The sequence below is a fragment of the Neobacillus sp. S1227 genome (genome assembly GCF_055385255.1).
Window position 1 is genome coordinate 5,621,716 of the sequence record NZ_AP038276.1, and the last position, 15,037, is coordinate 5,636,752.

16 protein-coding genes are annotated in these 15,037 nt (G+C 46.6%); 5 read left to right on the forward strand and 11 right to left on the reverse strand.

What is annotated here, in order from left to right:
• Positions 1-98: 98 nt before the first annotated feature.
• On the reverse strand, positions 99-971 hold the full coding sequence (gene speB, locus ACZ5AE_RS27885) for an agmatinase (protein WP_464568114.1): 873 nt from the start codon (positions 969-971) through the stop codon (positions 99-101).
• 715 nt (positions 972-1,686) lie between these two features.
• Complete coding sequence (gene speE, locus ACZ5AE_RS27890) at positions 1,687-2,517, reverse strand: spermidine synthase (RefSeq protein ID WP_464568116.1); 831 nt, start codon at positions 2,515-2,517, stop codon at positions 1,687-1,689.
• 224 nt (positions 2,518-2,741) lie between these two features.
• On the opposite strand from speE, the gene ACZ5AE_RS27895 reads away from it, so the two are divergent.
• Entirely contained in the window at positions 2,742-4,811 is a 2,070-nt protein-coding gene (locus ACZ5AE_RS27895; protein ID WP_464568118.1) for a transglycosylase domain-containing protein, read from the forward strand.
• Positions 4,812-5,028: 217 nt separating this feature from the next.
• Here ACZ5AE_RS27895 and ACZ5AE_RS27900 read toward each other — a convergent pair whose 3' ends face one another.
• Entirely contained in the window at positions 5,029-5,538 is a 510-nt protein-coding gene (locus tag ACZ5AE_RS27900) for a YwhD family protein (protein ID WP_464568120.1), read from the reverse strand.
• A 19-nt stretch (positions 5,539-5,557) separates the two neighbouring features.
• Positions 5,558-6,217: a site-2 protease family protein gene (locus tag ACZ5AE_RS27905; protein ID WP_464568122.1), complete on the reverse strand. Its 660-nt coding sequence runs from the start codon at positions 6,215-6,217 to the stop codon at positions 5,558-5,560.
• 167 nt (positions 6,218-6,384) lie between these two features.
• Between ACZ5AE_RS27905 and ACZ5AE_RS27910 the strand changes: the two genes are divergently transcribed.
• Positions 6,385-6,570, forward strand: a complete 186-nt coding sequence (locus tag ACZ5AE_RS27910; protein WP_464568124.1) for a 2-hydroxymuconate tautomerase — start codon at positions 6,385-6,387, stop codon at positions 6,568-6,570.
• Positions 6,571-6,687: 117 nt separating this feature from the next.
• On the opposite strand, the gene ACZ5AE_RS27915 is transcribed toward ACZ5AE_RS27910, so the two are convergent.
• The 4 genes from ACZ5AE_RS27915 to ACZ5AE_RS27930 all read right to left on the reverse strand — a co-directional run bounded on the left by ACZ5AE_RS27915 (position 6,688) and on the right by ACZ5AE_RS27930 (position 9,424).
• The gene (locus tag ACZ5AE_RS27915; RefSeq protein WP_464568126.1) at positions 6,688-6,918 is read right to left on the reverse strand and encodes a hypothetical protein; all 231 of its coding nucleotides are present in this window, start codon (positions 6,916-6,918) and stop codon (positions 6,688-6,690) included.
• A gap of 135 nt (positions 6,919-7,053) precedes the next feature.
• Positions 7,054-7,566: a YwgA family protein gene (locus tag ACZ5AE_RS27920; RefSeq protein WP_464568128.1), complete on the reverse strand. Its 513-nt coding sequence runs from the start codon at positions 7,564-7,566 to the stop codon at positions 7,054-7,056.
• Positions 7,567-7,598: 32 nt separating this feature from the next.
• On the reverse strand, positions 7,599-8,894 hold the full coding sequence (locus tag ACZ5AE_RS27925; RefSeq protein ID WP_464568130.1) for an HD domain-containing protein: 1,296 nt from the start codon (positions 8,892-8,894) through the stop codon (positions 7,599-7,601).
• Positions 8,895-9,202: 308 nt separating this feature from the next.
• On the reverse strand, positions 9,203-9,424 hold the full coding sequence (locus ACZ5AE_RS27930; RefSeq protein WP_464568132.1) for a YuzB family protein: 222 nt from the start codon (positions 9,422-9,424) through the stop codon (positions 9,203-9,205).
• A gap of 374 nt (positions 9,425-9,798) precedes the next feature.
• On the opposite strand from ACZ5AE_RS27930, the gene ACZ5AE_RS27935 reads away from it, so the two are divergent.
• Positions 9,799-10,560, forward strand: coding sequence for an RsfA family transcriptional regulator (locus ACZ5AE_RS27935; protein WP_464568134.1), 762 nt, complete (start codon positions 9,799-9,801; stop codon positions 10,558-10,560).
• Between the two features lie 202 nt (positions 10,561-10,762).
• On the opposite strand, the gene lipL is transcribed toward ACZ5AE_RS27935, so the two are convergent.
• Positions 10,763-11,593, reverse strand: coding sequence for an octanoyl-[GcvH]:protein N-octanoyltransferase (gene lipL / locus ACZ5AE_RS27940; protein WP_464568136.1), 831 nt, complete (start codon positions 11,591-11,593; stop codon positions 10,763-10,765).
• A gap of 257 nt (positions 11,594-11,850) precedes the next feature.
• Positions 11,851-12,819 carry a phosphate acetyltransferase gene (gene pta / locus ACZ5AE_RS27945; protein ID WP_464568138.1) on the reverse strand — a complete coding sequence of 323 codons (969 nt, stop codon included), beginning with the start codon at positions 12,817-12,819 and terminating at the stop codon, positions 11,851-11,853.
• Positions 12,820-13,066: 247 nt separating this feature from the next.
• Here pta and hemQ point away from each other — a divergent pair, with 247 nt between their 5' ends.
• The gene (hemQ, locus tag ACZ5AE_RS27950; protein ID WP_464568140.1) at positions 13,067-13,810 is read left to right on the forward strand and encodes a hydrogen peroxide-dependent heme synthase; all 744 of its coding nucleotides are present in this window, start codon (positions 13,067-13,069) and stop codon (positions 13,808-13,810) included.
• Positions 13,811-13,990: 180 nt separating this feature from the next.
• Positions 13,991-14,467 carry a spore coat protein GerQ gene (gene gerQ / locus ACZ5AE_RS27955; protein ID WP_464568142.1) on the forward strand — a complete coding sequence of 159 codons (477 nt, stop codon included), beginning with the start codon at positions 13,991-13,993 and terminating at the stop codon, positions 14,465-14,467.
• A 179-nt stretch (positions 14,468-14,646) separates the two neighbouring features.
• On the opposite strand, the gene ACZ5AE_RS27960 is transcribed toward gerQ, so the two are convergent.
• The gene (locus ACZ5AE_RS27960; RefSeq protein ID WP_464568144.1) at positions 14,647-15,018 is read right to left on the reverse strand and encodes a DUF423 domain-containing protein; all 372 of its coding nucleotides are present in this window, start codon (positions 15,016-15,018) and stop codon (positions 14,647-14,649) included.
• Positions 15,019-15,037: the final 19 nt, after the last annotated feature.

Here is a 15,037-nt window from a genome sequence, read left to right on the forward strand (position 1 = left end):
AAAGAAGCCTACCCAAAACAAGGGCAGGCATCCTGTTGGGGGTCAGTTCCCCTTTATTTTTGCGCATTCCTTCATCGGAACCAAATGGCCCCCACTACTTATTTCACCCATCCCAGCATCATTTCACGAATTAGCTTGCTCGCGGTATTGGCTGTCTGTTCGGATGGATCATAGATTGGCGCAACTTCAACAAGGTCGCAGCCGACCACATTGACCTCAGAATGGGCAATGGCATGAATCGAAGCAAGCAGCTCTTTGGAAGTGATTCCGCCTGCATCAACCGTACCGGTTCCAGGTGCGTGGGCCGGATCAAGGACATCAATATCGATTGTGACATATACAGGGCGTCCGGCCAGCTTTGGCAGAATTTCCTTTAACGGCTCAAGCACTTCAAACTTGGAAATATGCATGCCATTCTGCTTGGCCCACTCGAATTCTTCCTTCATTCCAGAACGAATGCCGAACGAATACACGTTTTCCGGTCCAATGTGCTCTGCGATTTTTCGAATGGGTGTAGAGTGCGATAACGGCTCACCCTCATAATTTTCACGCAGGTCGGTATGGGCATCCATATGGATAATCGCCAAATCCGGATATTTTTTAAAAACAGCCTTCATAACCGGCCAGGAAACAAGGTGCTCCCCGCCCATGCCAAATGGAAACTTGCCAGCAGCAAGCACCTGGTCAACGAAATCTTCAATTAAATCCAGGCTCTTTTGCGCATTCCCAAACGGAAGCGGGATATCTCCGGCATCGAAATATTTTACTTCTTCAAGCTCGCGATCGAGGTATGGGCTGTATTCCTCAAGCCCAATCGACACCTCGCGGATCCGCGCCGGGCCGAAACGGGAACCCGGGCGGTAGCTGACCGTCCAATCCATTGGCATTCCATATAATACAACCTGACTCTCCTCAAAATTCGGGTTGCTTTTAATGTACACATTCCCCGAATACGCTTCATCAAAACGCATCAAACATTCCTCACTTTTTATGTTTAAATTATTAGTTTAGTTACTCCAAAACATATGTATCCCAAGCCACTATCTACTTGACCAGTTCCCCTGGTTTCCACCCTGTTCGGGCTCGTATACCCTCTCTACGCGACCGGTTTCCCTGGTTTTCACTCAGTTCGGGCTCGTATACCCTCTCTACGCGACCGGTTTCCCTGGTTTTCACTCAGTTCGGGCTCGTATAACCTCTCTACGCGACCGGTTTCCCTGGTTTCCACCCAGTTCGGGCTCGTATAACCCCTCTACGCGACCGGTTTCCCTGGTTTCCACTCAGTTCGGGCTCGTATAACCTCTCTACGCGACCGGTTTCCCTGGTTTTCACTCAGTTCGGGCTCGTATACCCTCTCTACGCGACCGGTTTCCCTGGTTTTCACTCAGTTCGGGCTCGTATACCCTCTCTACGCGACCGGTTTCCCTGATTTTCACTCAGTTCGGGCTCGTATACCCTCTCTACGCGACCGGTTTCCCTGGTTTTCACTCAGTTCGGGCTCGTATACCCTCTCTACGCGACCGGTTTCCCTGGTTTTCACTCAGTTCGGGCTCGTATAACTTCTCTACTTTACCGGTTTCCCTGGTTTCCACCCTGTTCGGGCTCGTATGACCTCTCTACGTGCCTGTTTTCCACTTTTTCTTACTCAATCATGCACATAGGATTACAAACTAAAAAAGAAATAGCCTATTTCAACAAATCTCCCACAAACTTCGGCAGTACGAAAGCCGCTTTGTGGAGATCCTTAGTGTAGTATCGTGTTTCAATGTCATGAAAATGGTCATCGCTGACAACAAGCGGGTCGTATTTCTTCGAGCCGATCGTAAACGCCCACAGGCCGCTTGGATAGGTTGGGATATTGGCAACATAGAGGTTGGTAATTGGAAAAATTTCACGAACGTCGCGCTGCACGTTGCGAATCAAATCCGCTTTAAACCACGGGTTGTCAGACTGGGCCACGAAAATCCCATCTTCCTTCAACGCTTTGGAAATTCCGGCATAGAAACCTTTTGTAAACAGGTTCACTGCTGGTCCAACCGGTTCAGTGGAATCTACCATAATAACATCATACTCATTGTCACTATTGGCAATATGCATAAACCCGTCATCAACGCGGACATCGACACGCGGATCGTCAAGCCAGCCGGCAATCTCAGGCAGAAACTTTTTCGAATATTCGATGACCTTCCCGTCGATATCGACAAGCTTCGCCTTTTTCACACTAGGGTGCTTCAACACCTCGCGGATGACGCCGCCATCACCGCCGCCGACAACCAGCACATTCTCCGGATTGGGATGCGTAAATAACGGTACATGTGCGACCATCTCATGGTAAACGAACTCGTCTTTTACCGAAGTCATGACCATGCCGTCTAGCAAGAGCATGTTGCCCCATTCGGCTGTTTCTACCATTTCCAGCATTTGAAACTCGGTTTGTTCTGTATGTAAAGTTTGATTCACTTTCATCGTGATCCCAAAGTTCTCGGTCTGCTTTTCCGTAAACCAAAGTCCGCCCATCTAACCAACTTCCTTTCCTCTTTTTTCTAAATAAACACTTCAAACTTATACTACCCAAACTATTGAATTACAAACACAGGAAAAAGTCTAGCAAAAATGTTTCAAATTCTTGCAAAAAATTGTTTAAAAAGAGTCTATTTTTTCAATACTATTACTATCGGTTTTTTTCAAAATCCAAAATTTCCCGTTAGAAAACTTACAAAAAAACAGGGGGTGAAGTTAGCATGGAAATCATGACAAATCACGGCTTTCGAAAAACAGTTAAATATTTGCGTGCCCTAATCATCATCAGTTTGATTGGCATGATTTGTATGCTTGTGCTTTTCCTCGGCGTCCTCGCCTATGCGAAAATACTAGGACCGCCGCCGCTCGCCGTCCCGCAGTCGACGTTATTTTTCGCTGACGACGGAACGCTGATCGGCGAAAGCAATAACGGACAGAAGCGTTACTGGGCGAAGCTTGATGATATCTCTCCGGACCTCGTCAATGCGACCATCGCGATTGAGGATAAGAATTTTTACGAGCATCATGGGTTTGATTATAAGCGGATTGCCGGGGCTGTTCTCGCCGATATCCAGGCCTTCGCCAAGGTTCAGGGGGCAAGCACCATCACCCAGCAGTATGCAAGGAACCTTTTCCTCGAACATGACAAAACATGGACGCGAAAGCTGACCGAAGCCTTTTATGCCATCCGCCTCGAGATGAACTATTCTAAACAACAAATTCTCGAAGGCTATTTAAATACAATTTATTATGGCAATGGCGCATATGGGGTTGAAGCAGCCAGCCAATATTATTATGGTAAAAAAGCGGCCGACCTCACGCTGGCAGAAGCAAGCCTGCTTGCCGGCATTCCGAAGGGGCCGGGCATTTATTCGCCGCTTCGGTCGATCGAAAACGCGAAAGCACGACAAAACATCATTTTGCAAAGCATGGTGAAAAACGGATACATCAAGAAAGATGCCGCCCAAATTGCTGCCGGGCAGCGCCTTGTCTTCGTGGGCGAATACCCGACACACAAAGCTAGGACTGCCCCTTATTTTCAGGATGCGGTCAAAAAGGCCTTAAAAAATCAGCTGCATCTCGATGACCGGACGATCGCCCTTGGCGGCCTAAAGGTCTATACGACGCTGAACATGAAACAGCAGGAGGCGGCAGAGCAGCAGGTCAATCGATATGTCTCAAAGTCCTCAGAAATTCAGGTCGGACTTGTTGCAATGGATCCGAAAAACGGCAATGTCAAGGCAATGGTCGGCGGCCGGGACTATGAAAAAAGTCCGTTCAACCGGGCTGTCCAAGCGGTCCGCCAGCCGGGCTCAACCATCAAGCCGCTCCTGTACTATGCGGCACTCGAGCACGGCTTCACGCCATCATCGACGATGCGGAGCGAGTTTACGACCTTCCAATTTGACGACGGCCAGGCCGATTATACGCCGCATAATTTTAACAACAAGTATGCTGACGGCGAGATTACCCTTGCCCAGGCCCTTGCGGTTTCAGATAATATTTTTGCCGTAAAAACTCACCTCTTTTTAGGGGAAGAAACATTAATTGATACAGCGAAGAAATTCGGCCTGTCCACCAAAATGTCGAAGGTGCCATCACTTGCGCTGGGCACCTCAGGGGTGCGAGTGATTGAAATGGCAAACGCCTATAGTATGTTCGCCAATGGCGGCAAAAAGGTCAGCCCGAACTTGATTACAAGAGTGGAAGACTTTAATGGCAATGTCATTTTTGAAAAGGAAAATAAAGAGGAAAAGGTGTTGGACCCTGCCAAAGCGTTCGTCATGACGCAGATGATGACCGGTGTGTTCGACCCTAAGCTTAGCGGCTATGCCAGGGTTACAGGAAGCACTATCATCAAAGACTTGACCCGCCCCTATGCCGGAAAATCGGGTTCGACGGAAACGGATAGCTGGATGATCGGCTTCTCACCCCAGCTGGTGACAGCCGTTTGGGCAGGCTATGATATCGGCAAACCGCTTGATGTAACTGCCGAAAAAACGTATGCGAAAAACGTTTGGGCGAACTTCATGGAGGAGGCTTTAGACGGCAAGCCTGTCAAGGCCTTCAAGCCGCCAAAGGAGGGTGTCATCGGGCTTTACGTCGACCCGGCGAACGGTAAGCTGGCGACCAGGGATTGTCCAGTCCGCCGCTTCACCTACTACGTGACTGGCACTGAACCAACCGAATATTGCACCGAGCATATCGGCAAAGACGGTTCGAAAAAGCATGATAAGGATGGCGGCGGCCAAAAAACCCCATGGTACAAACGCATCCTTCCATGGAGTTAAATGAAAACCCGCCGATTGGCGAGTCCGATTAGCTAACATAACGGAAAAAGCCCCGGGTCAGCCCCGGAGCTTTTTCCTGTCCTAATCTTACAGTGTTTTCACACTTCTTATAATACTACCCATTTTTGAAAAAAACTACAAGAGATTCACATCATTTAATTTTGTAAAAAAATGTTCATAACTAGCGTTAAATGAGGCTTGATTTTTCCAAAATGTTCTACTCAGCCTGCAAACCGTTTTTCAGTTCATCGGTCGAATTATTCCATAACTCTTCGTTATGGCTGCGCAAGAAATCGGCTAGCACCTTTTTCGATTTATCATCCATATGGTCAACAATAATATGACGCTTCAGCGATTTATCCATACGGTTAACGTGCTCCGGCAGCGACTTGTAACCGCGGCGGATTTCCCGGTCAACAGTCATATAGCAGGCCGTCACTCCCGCATAATAAGGACCTTCCGGCTTGCGGTCAATCGTCACCCACACAAGCCAATACGGCTTGCCGTTTGGCACCTCGTCCTGATTCGGAAGGAATTTGATCCCTTTTTCGACGACGCTGCGAGCATGCATCGCGCCGACATCAATCTCTGCTTCTCCGGCATCGACGTCAATAATGACCGGCGAAACATTATCAAGACTCAATGCCCCCTTGCCATAGCCCTTGTGCCCGTCCGTCGGGTCGCTTTTAATAATATTAAAACCTAGTTTTTTCTTGTTTTCTTCCATTGATGCTATAGACCTCCTTTTAAAAAAACAAACCATAAAAGAAATTGCTTAATCCCCCAGTAACCCATGGAATAACAGCGCTGAAAATCGGCTGAATCGTATAGTTATCAAGCGGTGTGATGACTAAAATCAGAAAAATTAAGATCCCATACTGTTCATATTGTGTCATTTTGGCCCGGACATCATTAGGCGCCAAATCTTCGACAATCCGGTAGCCGTCGAGCGGCGGCAGGGGAAGCAGATTGAAAATGAACAGTACCACATTGAGCTGAATAAAGATTTCAAAAAAATCATATAAACGATCTGGTGCATTAACCCCAAACCGGTTCAGTCCATAGGCGATAATAAAGCCGAGGCAGGCCAGCACCAAATTGCTCAGGGGTCCGGCAGCGGACACAAGCACTCCAGCAAGGCGCGGCTTTTTAAAGAAAAAGCGGTTGACCGGAACAGGACGGGCCCAGCCAAAGCCAGCGATAAAAATTAAAATGGTCCCGAATGGATCAAGATGCTGCAGCGGGTTTAGCGTCAGGCGGCCTTGCTTTTGGGCAGTGTGGTCGCCGAATTTATAGGCAACATAAGCATGGGCAAATTCGTGAAACGTAAAGGCAAACACGAGCGTAATCGCGACGTAGGGAATCAACGCAGGCGGGTATGCGAAAAAGCGACTAAAACCTTCCAAATGGATTTCTCCTCTCTCGTGAAAAAACAGCTTGGTATCTCTCTAGTTTCCTATAAGTATACATGAAACCGCAATGAAAAAGAAAACCAAATGTGCCGACGATTCTTGCACATTTTGGCCGTTTGTGGAACACTACAATCATGACCCATTAAAAGGAGGAAAAAATCATGCCATACGTAACCGTAAAAATGCTAGAAGGGCGCACTGATGAGCAAAAGAAGGCGCTTGTTGAAAAAGTAACCGACGCCGTTAGCGAAACCACCGGCGCACCAAAAGAAAACATCACCATTTTCATCGAAGAAATGAGCAAGAACCACTACGCACAAGCAGGAGTTCGCTTCAGCGACAAATAGGGTGTCAAGCACCGCTTGCTGACTTTTGTCCGCCTTGGACCGGCACTATCCCGAATAAAGTAAATAAAGTGTGAATCCGCTAGGTCTTGCATGGGATTCACACTTTATTTTTTATATTTATAGTTTAAAGTCGTTTTTGGGGCTTTCTAGCTGTTTTTTTTCGAGCTCGAGTCTCATTTTTTCCGTTTCAATTAAGTAGTTTTGGTGCTTTAACTTTTCAAGTTCCAACTGGTCCTTTACCATTTTGCCTTGCAATTTTGTCTTTTGAAGTGATAATCCGCCTACAATCGCAATTATCGGAATTGTAAATACCATGACAATGGCTACCAATCCTGCAAATTCCCCCATATAACTAAACCTCCATCGCCTGCTTTGTTATACAAATCATAACAAATTTTATAAAAAATGGATATATTGCACAAAGAAAAATCACAACAAAAAAGCGCCCTGTCCTCTTTACGGGCGCGGGCGCTCAATCTATCTCTACACTTGCTGTATTACTTTCACTTTCAATGCTTCAATGTACTGATAGGCCTCATCAATTTCTGCTTCTGTATAGCGCTGGCTGCTTTTAAGCGTAAACACCTTCTGGGCCACTTCTTCCTTTGGAAGATTATCAAAATATAAAACCGTGGAGACGAGCTCAAGGAATCTAGCATTCTGGTCATTCATATCGCCCATGCAATCCGCTAGATGCGGCATGTCTACCTCGTTCAGGCTGAGGAATTCCCTGCCCGCATCGGTCAGCGTATAACGATATTGAAAATAGCCGCCTTTTTTCTCCTTCACTTCATTGAGAAAGCCCATATTGCAAAGCTCCTCCACACGGGTGGTCAATTCTTCAGAATATGGCCCGTAAAAATGAAATTGGAAACGGTCCTGAAATGGGAAATCAATTTTTTTGGCAATATATATCATCTTCTGCAGCTTTTTTCTTCCGATAATTTCACCGGAAACTAGAATTGCCTGCATCAGCTTGGCATGATCTTTAAGCAATGTTCGTCAACTCCTACTCCATTTAACAATATTTATTGTAAAAGGGCGCGGATTTTCTGTTTCCACTCTGCCCCGCTGGCAGTATCCTCAATAAAATCGGCTGGATAATACAGCTTATGGTCCGTTCTTCGTTTCCCCGAAATCGCATCGACAATTTCCGATTCACGGGAAAGCTCCCGCAAATCGCCATTTTTCATCAACAGATGAATCGGCAGCCGCTCCTCTTCTTCACCCGGCCGGTAGAAGTCATATGGCAAGTCGGAGGAGGAATCAACCACCAAGTAGTATTCAGGGTCTATGCCTGCTTTTTCAAAAAGCACCGTTAATTCAGCAAGCTTTTTGTATTCCTTTGCTGGATCAAATTCCGCATATTTAAATAGATTTCTATTCACAAAACGCCGGCAGAGGTCGCTCAAAATTGGATCGGCCTCATCCTGCCAAATTTGAAAATAAAACATAATCACTGATTCATCTAATTTTAAGTAGTCTTCTAATGTCACTTGCTCCCGGAAACACGAAATGAAATGAAGCGGTTCATGGTTAAAAGAATAGTTTTTCTTGTACAATTCCTTGGCACGATGAAGGATTTTCGTCAGAATCACTTCTGCACTGCGGGATACCGGGTGGAAGTAAACCTGCCAATACATTTGATAACGGCTCATGATATAGTCTTCAACCGCGTGCATGCCGCTCTTTTTAATCACAACCTGTTCCTCGCGCGGGCGCATCACTCTTAAGATCCGCTCCATGTCAAACTGTCCGTAGCTTACCCCGGTAAAATAGGCATCGCGCTGGAGATAATCCATCCGGTCAGCGTCAATCTGGCTGGAAATCAGGCTGACGACCATTTTCTTTTCTGAGGTTTTGGCGATAACCTCCGCTACTTTTTCTGGAAAATCAGGGCTGACCTTCAGGAGAACCCTGTTGACCTCCGTATCACCGAGAACGATGGCCCTAGTGAAGTCTTCATGATCAAAGCCGAACACTTTTTCAAAGGCATGGGAAAATGGCCCATGGCCGAGGTCGTGAAGCAAGGCAGCACAAAGCGTCAGCAGGCGGTCACCGTCGCTCCATTCAGGCCTGCCTTCAAACACGTCATCAATGATGCGGCGGACAATTTCATAAACACCGAGGGAATGATTAAATCGGCTGTGCTCCGCGCCGTGAAAGGTCAAAAAAGTCGTACCCAGCTGCTTAATGCGGCGCAGACGCTGAAACTCCTTCGTTCCGACCAAATCCCAAATCACCCGGTCACGGACATGGACATAGCGGTGGACGGGGTCCTTAAACACTTTTTCTTCGCTCAATTTCTCCGCCGAATACACCATTCGCTTCCCTCTTCCTGCATATTTCTAAACGCATAAATTCATTACGCCTCTGTCTTCGTCCTATCTGACTCGCCAATCGGCGAGTTTTCATTTGATTCTATTATATCCCCATCAAAAGGCAAAATCATCCAAAATTCAGCAATTTTCCTCAGTATTTTTCGACATTAGCGTCGTAACAATATTAAGTATCACTAAGTTGTTATCTGTGGCAACAACTACAATGTCCAGGCACTGCACTGGAAGCCTGAGGTGGACACCCGCCCTTCGATACAAAAGAAAAATCACCTTGGCCCAGTGTTAGAAGGTGATTATTTTAGCTTTTTATTGATTTTCTCCATTAATTCCTCTTCTGTCAGGGCCGCGAGCGGGCGGTTGTTGACGAAGGCGAACGTCTTTTTTCGGCCGGGCCCGCAATAGGACTGGCAGCCGACTTTGATTTCGGCATTCGGATCAATCTCTTTCAGACGAGGGATCAATGTCTTTAAATTTACGGCCTGACAATCGTCGCACACGCGAAATTCATTGGACATCTTTTACAACCCTTTCTACATAAACAATCTATAAATAATAGTTTAACCAACTACCATATTGAAATTACAATGAAAAAAATTTTATAAATCCTTGGTCCGTACAATGAACTACTAACGTATTTTACATTTTCTCTGTTTTCAATGCAAGTTGCAAAGTTTAGCAATCATGGTTCTACTTCTCAATAAAACCGCCGCACAACAACCGCCAATCGGCGAGTTTTCATTTAACCTATTAGCAAAAAAATCTATTATCCTTTTAACCATTTTGGTATAAAGCCTAGAAAACTTGTCCATCATAAGACTAGAACTTTTTATAATTTCGCCGGAATTTGCCCGGCAAATCATGTGGAAATTATGTTAGGGAGATGAAAAATATGAAAGTTCGTCAAGATGCATGGACAGATGAAGACGATTTGCTTTTGGCCGAAACCGTCCTCAGACACGTGAGGGAGGGCAGCACCCAACTGAATGCATTTGAAGAGGTAGGTGACAAATTGAACCGGACCTCAGCAGCCTGCGGTTTCAGATGGAACGCCGTTGTCCGCCATCGCTATGAAAAAGCGTTGCAGTTAGCGAAAAAACAGCGCAAACAAAGACAAAGAATCCTAGGAAAAGATCAAGGCGGCAAGAAAAAGCTTCTCTATAATCCGCCGGTTCCAGTCTCCGAAGATTTAGGAGTTTTAAACGTTCAGAGTGATGCAGCGCCTGAAGCCTCTGCTGAAATGCAGGACATGACGGTTGAAATGGCAGTAGAATCACTGGTGCAGACGCAGCCACAAACAGCGCCGGTACAAACCTACAGGCCAGCCGTGACAGCATCCGCATCAGGTCTCACAATGGATACCATCATTGCTTTCTTGGAAAACTTTAAACATTCCAATCTGCAAAATGATGTATTAAAAACTGAGAATGAAAGATTGAAAAGAGAAATTGCTGACCTGAGACAGCAGAATGAAGAATTGAGCTCAAAAGTCAGGGATCTCGAGGATAACCGCGAAACGATGCAGGAAGATTACGAGACCCTCATGAAAATTATGAACCGCGCCCGCAAGCTTGTTCTTTTTGAGGAAGAGGAACGTCCGGCAACAAAGTTCAAAATGGACCGCAACGGGAACCTCGAAAAGGTAGCCGAATAAATCTCTAGACAGAAAGCACAGGGAGAGAGACGCACAGCATCTTTATTCAAAAAAGGCCGTACATCCTTAATAAAGGATGTGACGGCCTTTTTGCTTGGTTTGATAAATTAGCTTCTTTAATACACCCCACGCCAGCCCTGACTTGCGGATAAGGCCCGCCAATTGGCGAAAGCTGTAACGGCAGCAGGCTTTGCCGGATTCACTACAGCTCCGCCAGCTTTTCATTCCGCTCGACAATTCTCTGGCAGTAGCCCGGCAAAAGCTCTAGCTCGTATTCATTTAACGGGCCGGCAAACAGCCGGTCACTGTTATTTTTCAACTCCGTTAACAGCCTGAGCATTACATCACTAACGCTAAACTGGACACCGAGAAGCTCTGAAAGGGACGCCATCACATCGGGAACGATTTCCGGGTACGAGAACCTGGTTTGCTCATTCCGTTTGGCAATCCTGTAAAATTCGCGAACAAGTTCGGCACGCTCCGACCCACTGCCGTTTACACAAAGATAAATTTGGACTGCGACACCTTTTCTCAAACGCCGCTGCGAGATGCCGGCAAATTTTTTTCCGCCGATGCTGAGGTCATAGCTGCCCGGGCAGTAGGAACCAACGATTTCCCTCGCTTCAATCTGGTGCGGGAAATCAGCAAACATTCGCTGGATTAGCACCCACATCGCGTCATAGCCGCGGTTAATGTCGATTCCTTTTTCCGCCTCCGGAAGAATCAACGAGATGTTAAGGACCCCTTCATCGAGAACCACGGCAAGTCCGCCGGAATTCCTGACGATAGACTGATAGCCCTTTTCTTGTAAAAATTGAATGCCCTCCTGTAAGAATGGCAGTTTTGTATCTTGTATGCCGAGGACGATCGTGTTGTGATGCACCCACGTGCGTGCCGTTGCCGGGGCCTGGCCCGACCCGACCGAGGCGCACAGCGTATCGTCAATGCCAAATGACTGTACTGCCTGAAAATGCGGCCCGACCGAGGACTGGTCAATAATCCGCCACTGTGGCTGTCGCAATAAACCCTCCATTTTGGTTGCTCCTTATACGGTATGATGGAGTTATTTTATCAAAATGCTTCAGGAAAAAATAGTTTGGGATATCTCTAAGCAGGATATCGACACATTGTTGAGATATATCTACGTATTTTTGAAACTTATCGACAAATTTCTAAGAGATATCTACACAAATTCAATTATATCTACAGATTTCCGCCATATATCTACAAATCACAAATCAGACCCCAAAAAAGAGCCAGCCCACCCTCGGACCAGCCCGCAAAACACCATTACAATCCCTGTGCCGCAGTTATCAACGCCAGCTTATAGACATCCTCTTCGTTGCAGCCGCGGGAAAGGTCGTTCACCGGTGCATTCAAGCCTTGAAGAATCGGGCCGACTGCTTCAAACCCGCCTAAGCGCTGGGCAATTTTGTAGCCGATATTTCCTGCTTCCAAACTAGGAAAGATAAATACATTTGCATCACCCTGCAGTACGGAGCCAGGTGCCTTGCTTTTTGCCACAGAAGGGACAAACGCAGCGTCAAACTGGAATTCTCCGTCCAGCACCAGCGACGGTTCGCGGCGTTTTGCTTCTTCTACAGCAGCCACAACCCGTTCCGTTTCCTCTGATTTCGCCGAACCCTTAGTGGAAAAACTAAGCATCGCAACGCGCGGCTCGAGATCAAACTTTTCCGCCGTTTTCGCGCTTTCAATCGCGATTTCCGCTAAATCCATACTGTCAGGTGAGATATTAATAGCGCAATCCGCAAAAACATATTTCTCATCCTCGCGGACCATGATAAACACGCCAGAGGTTTTATTCACGCCAGCCTTGGTCTTAATGATTTGCAAGGCAGGGCGGACGGTATCGGCAGTCGAGTGGGCCGCACCGCTGACAAGTCCATGTGCTTTATTTGTATATACCAGCATCGTGCCGAAGTAGTTTTCATCTAATAAAATCTTGCGGGCATCCTCTTCGGTTTCTTTGCCATTGCGGCGTTCCACAAACGCAGCCACAAGCTCATCCATCCCCGCGTAGTTCGCCGGGTCATAAATTTCGACAGCATCCAAGGATACGCTAAGCTCCTGCGCTTTTGCCTGAACCTGCTCTATATTCCCAACCAAGATGGGTGAAAGCAGATTTTCCTCCGCTAAGCGGCCGGCCGCTCTGACAATCCGCTCATCCAACCCTTCTGGAAAAACAATTTTCAAGCCGCGTCCGGAAATTTTTTTCTTTAGTCCTTCAAACAAATCCACACCTAACACTCCTTTAAAAAAACTCCTTAAAATCAGCATACTTGACCAATTATATTTTTCAAGCGAAGTAAATCACAGACAGCGTTTCCACGAAAAAAATTTATTTTTTCAAAAAATGACACTCTACTTTTTACTATTCTCTTTTTTTCATAAAAATATCCTTAAAAGGTTTATTTGGGGAAACCTTGGTCAAACTATGGTATAGTTATGGTTGTTTAAGTAGAATGATTACATAGGAGTGATTTTAATGAGTGAAGCAGCACAAACGCTTGATGGCTGGTACTGCCTGCATGATTTCCGCACTGTGGACTGGACCACCTGGAAGATGCTTTCTGAAGATGAGCGCCAAGCGGCGATTCACGAGTTTTTAAGTCTGATTGAAAAATGGAACACCACCCAAGAACGAAAAGAAGGCAGCCATGCTTTATATACAATCGTAGGCCAAAAGGCAGATTTCATGATGATGATTTTGCGTCCGACGATGGAAGAACTGAACCAAATTGAAACCGAATTCAACAAAACCAAATTTGCTGAATTCCTCGTGCCGGCTCATTCTTACGTGTCCGTTGTCGAGCTCAGCAACTACCTGCCAGCCGGTGAGGATCCGTACCAGAACCCGCAAATTTTGGCACGCCTATATCCTACTCTGCCAAAAACACAGTATGTCTGCTTTTATCCAATGGATAAGCGGCGCCAGGGCAATGATAACTGGTACATGCTGCCGATGGAGGAGCGCCGCAATCTGATGCGCAGTCACGGCATGATCGGCCGCCAGTATGCAGGCAAGGTGCGCCAAATCATCACCGGTTCCGTTGGTTTCGATGATTACGAATGGGGCGTAACCCTGTTTGCGGACGATGTGCTGCAATTTAAAAAGCTTGTTTATGAAATGCGTTTTGACGAAGTCAGCGCACGCTACGGCGAATTTGGCGCATTCTTTGTCGGCAGCCTGTTAGAGGAAGAGCGCATTCCAAATTTCTTACACGTATAACTCGTTTAAAAGCTCCCAACTCAAAGCTGGGAGCTTTTTTCATTTGCGCCTCGTCCTAAAGTCATATCTCTTAACTTTCCCTCATACTAATAAAACAGCGAGAAGTAGGAACCAATTATAGGTTTCCGAGTATGTATAGATTGTTGGGCTATTGATTTATTTATTTTAGGAGGGAAAAAAATGAGCCAATATTACAATCCTCAAGGATTTCAGCCCTATACTGGTGGAGCCGGGATGCAAGGGGCCCAGCCAATCGCTGGCGGGCAGGGATTTATTCCCACTCAGTCCGGAGGATTTCCGCCGGGAGGATTTCCGCCAGGAGGAGCTGTTCCGTCAACACCGCCAGTCGGTGGAGGTGCCGCTCCAGGCATGCTGCCAATTGAACAATCGTATATTGAGAATATTTTACGCTTAAACAAAGGCAAGCTTGTATCTGTATTTGCTACATTTGAAGGCAACTCACAGTGGAATGCGAAAGAATTTAGAGGAATTATCGAGGCAGCCGGCCGTGACCATGTCATCTTAAGCGATCCGCAACAAGGGACCCGCTTCTTGATTCCGATGGTGGCCGTGGATTACATCACATTCTCTGAAGAAATCGAGTATGAATATCCGTTCGGCGGAGGACAGCAATTAAGTACTTTCCCACCGAGGTAACTATTAAAAGCGAAAAGCACCTTGTCCAGGGGCGCAAGGCTGCAGACCAGCCGGCGAGAAGGCTTGTCTTTAGCCTTCTTGACGCGGATTGGGCTTATGAACTGCAAGCCCCCAGGCGGGCGCTGGAGCTAGGCGGAGGAAAAAAGCATTGAGCTCATGTCTCAATGCTTTTTTCCTGCTTAAAAGTTTTTAACTGCCCCGAGAATCATCAATACCCAAGCAGCCAAGAAGCAAACGCCGCCAATTGGGGTGATGGCGCCAAGCGGTCCAATTTTTGTTAAGCTTAATACATACAAGCTTCCGCTGAATAAAATGATGCCCGCAAGCATCAGCCAGCCTGACCAAGTAAATAAAGAGCTGGTCGCAGCTTTTCCAAGAAGCAGGGCAATGATTAAAATACCGGTTGCATGAAACATTTGATAGGTAACGCCGGTTTTCCAAATCTCAAGATAATGAGCATCTAATTTGTCCTTTAGCCCGTGTGCCCCAAAGGCACCAAGTGCGACTGCCAAAAAGGCATTAATGGCGCCGATGATAATAAAAGTTTTCATGTTATTCTCCCCTTTTGTC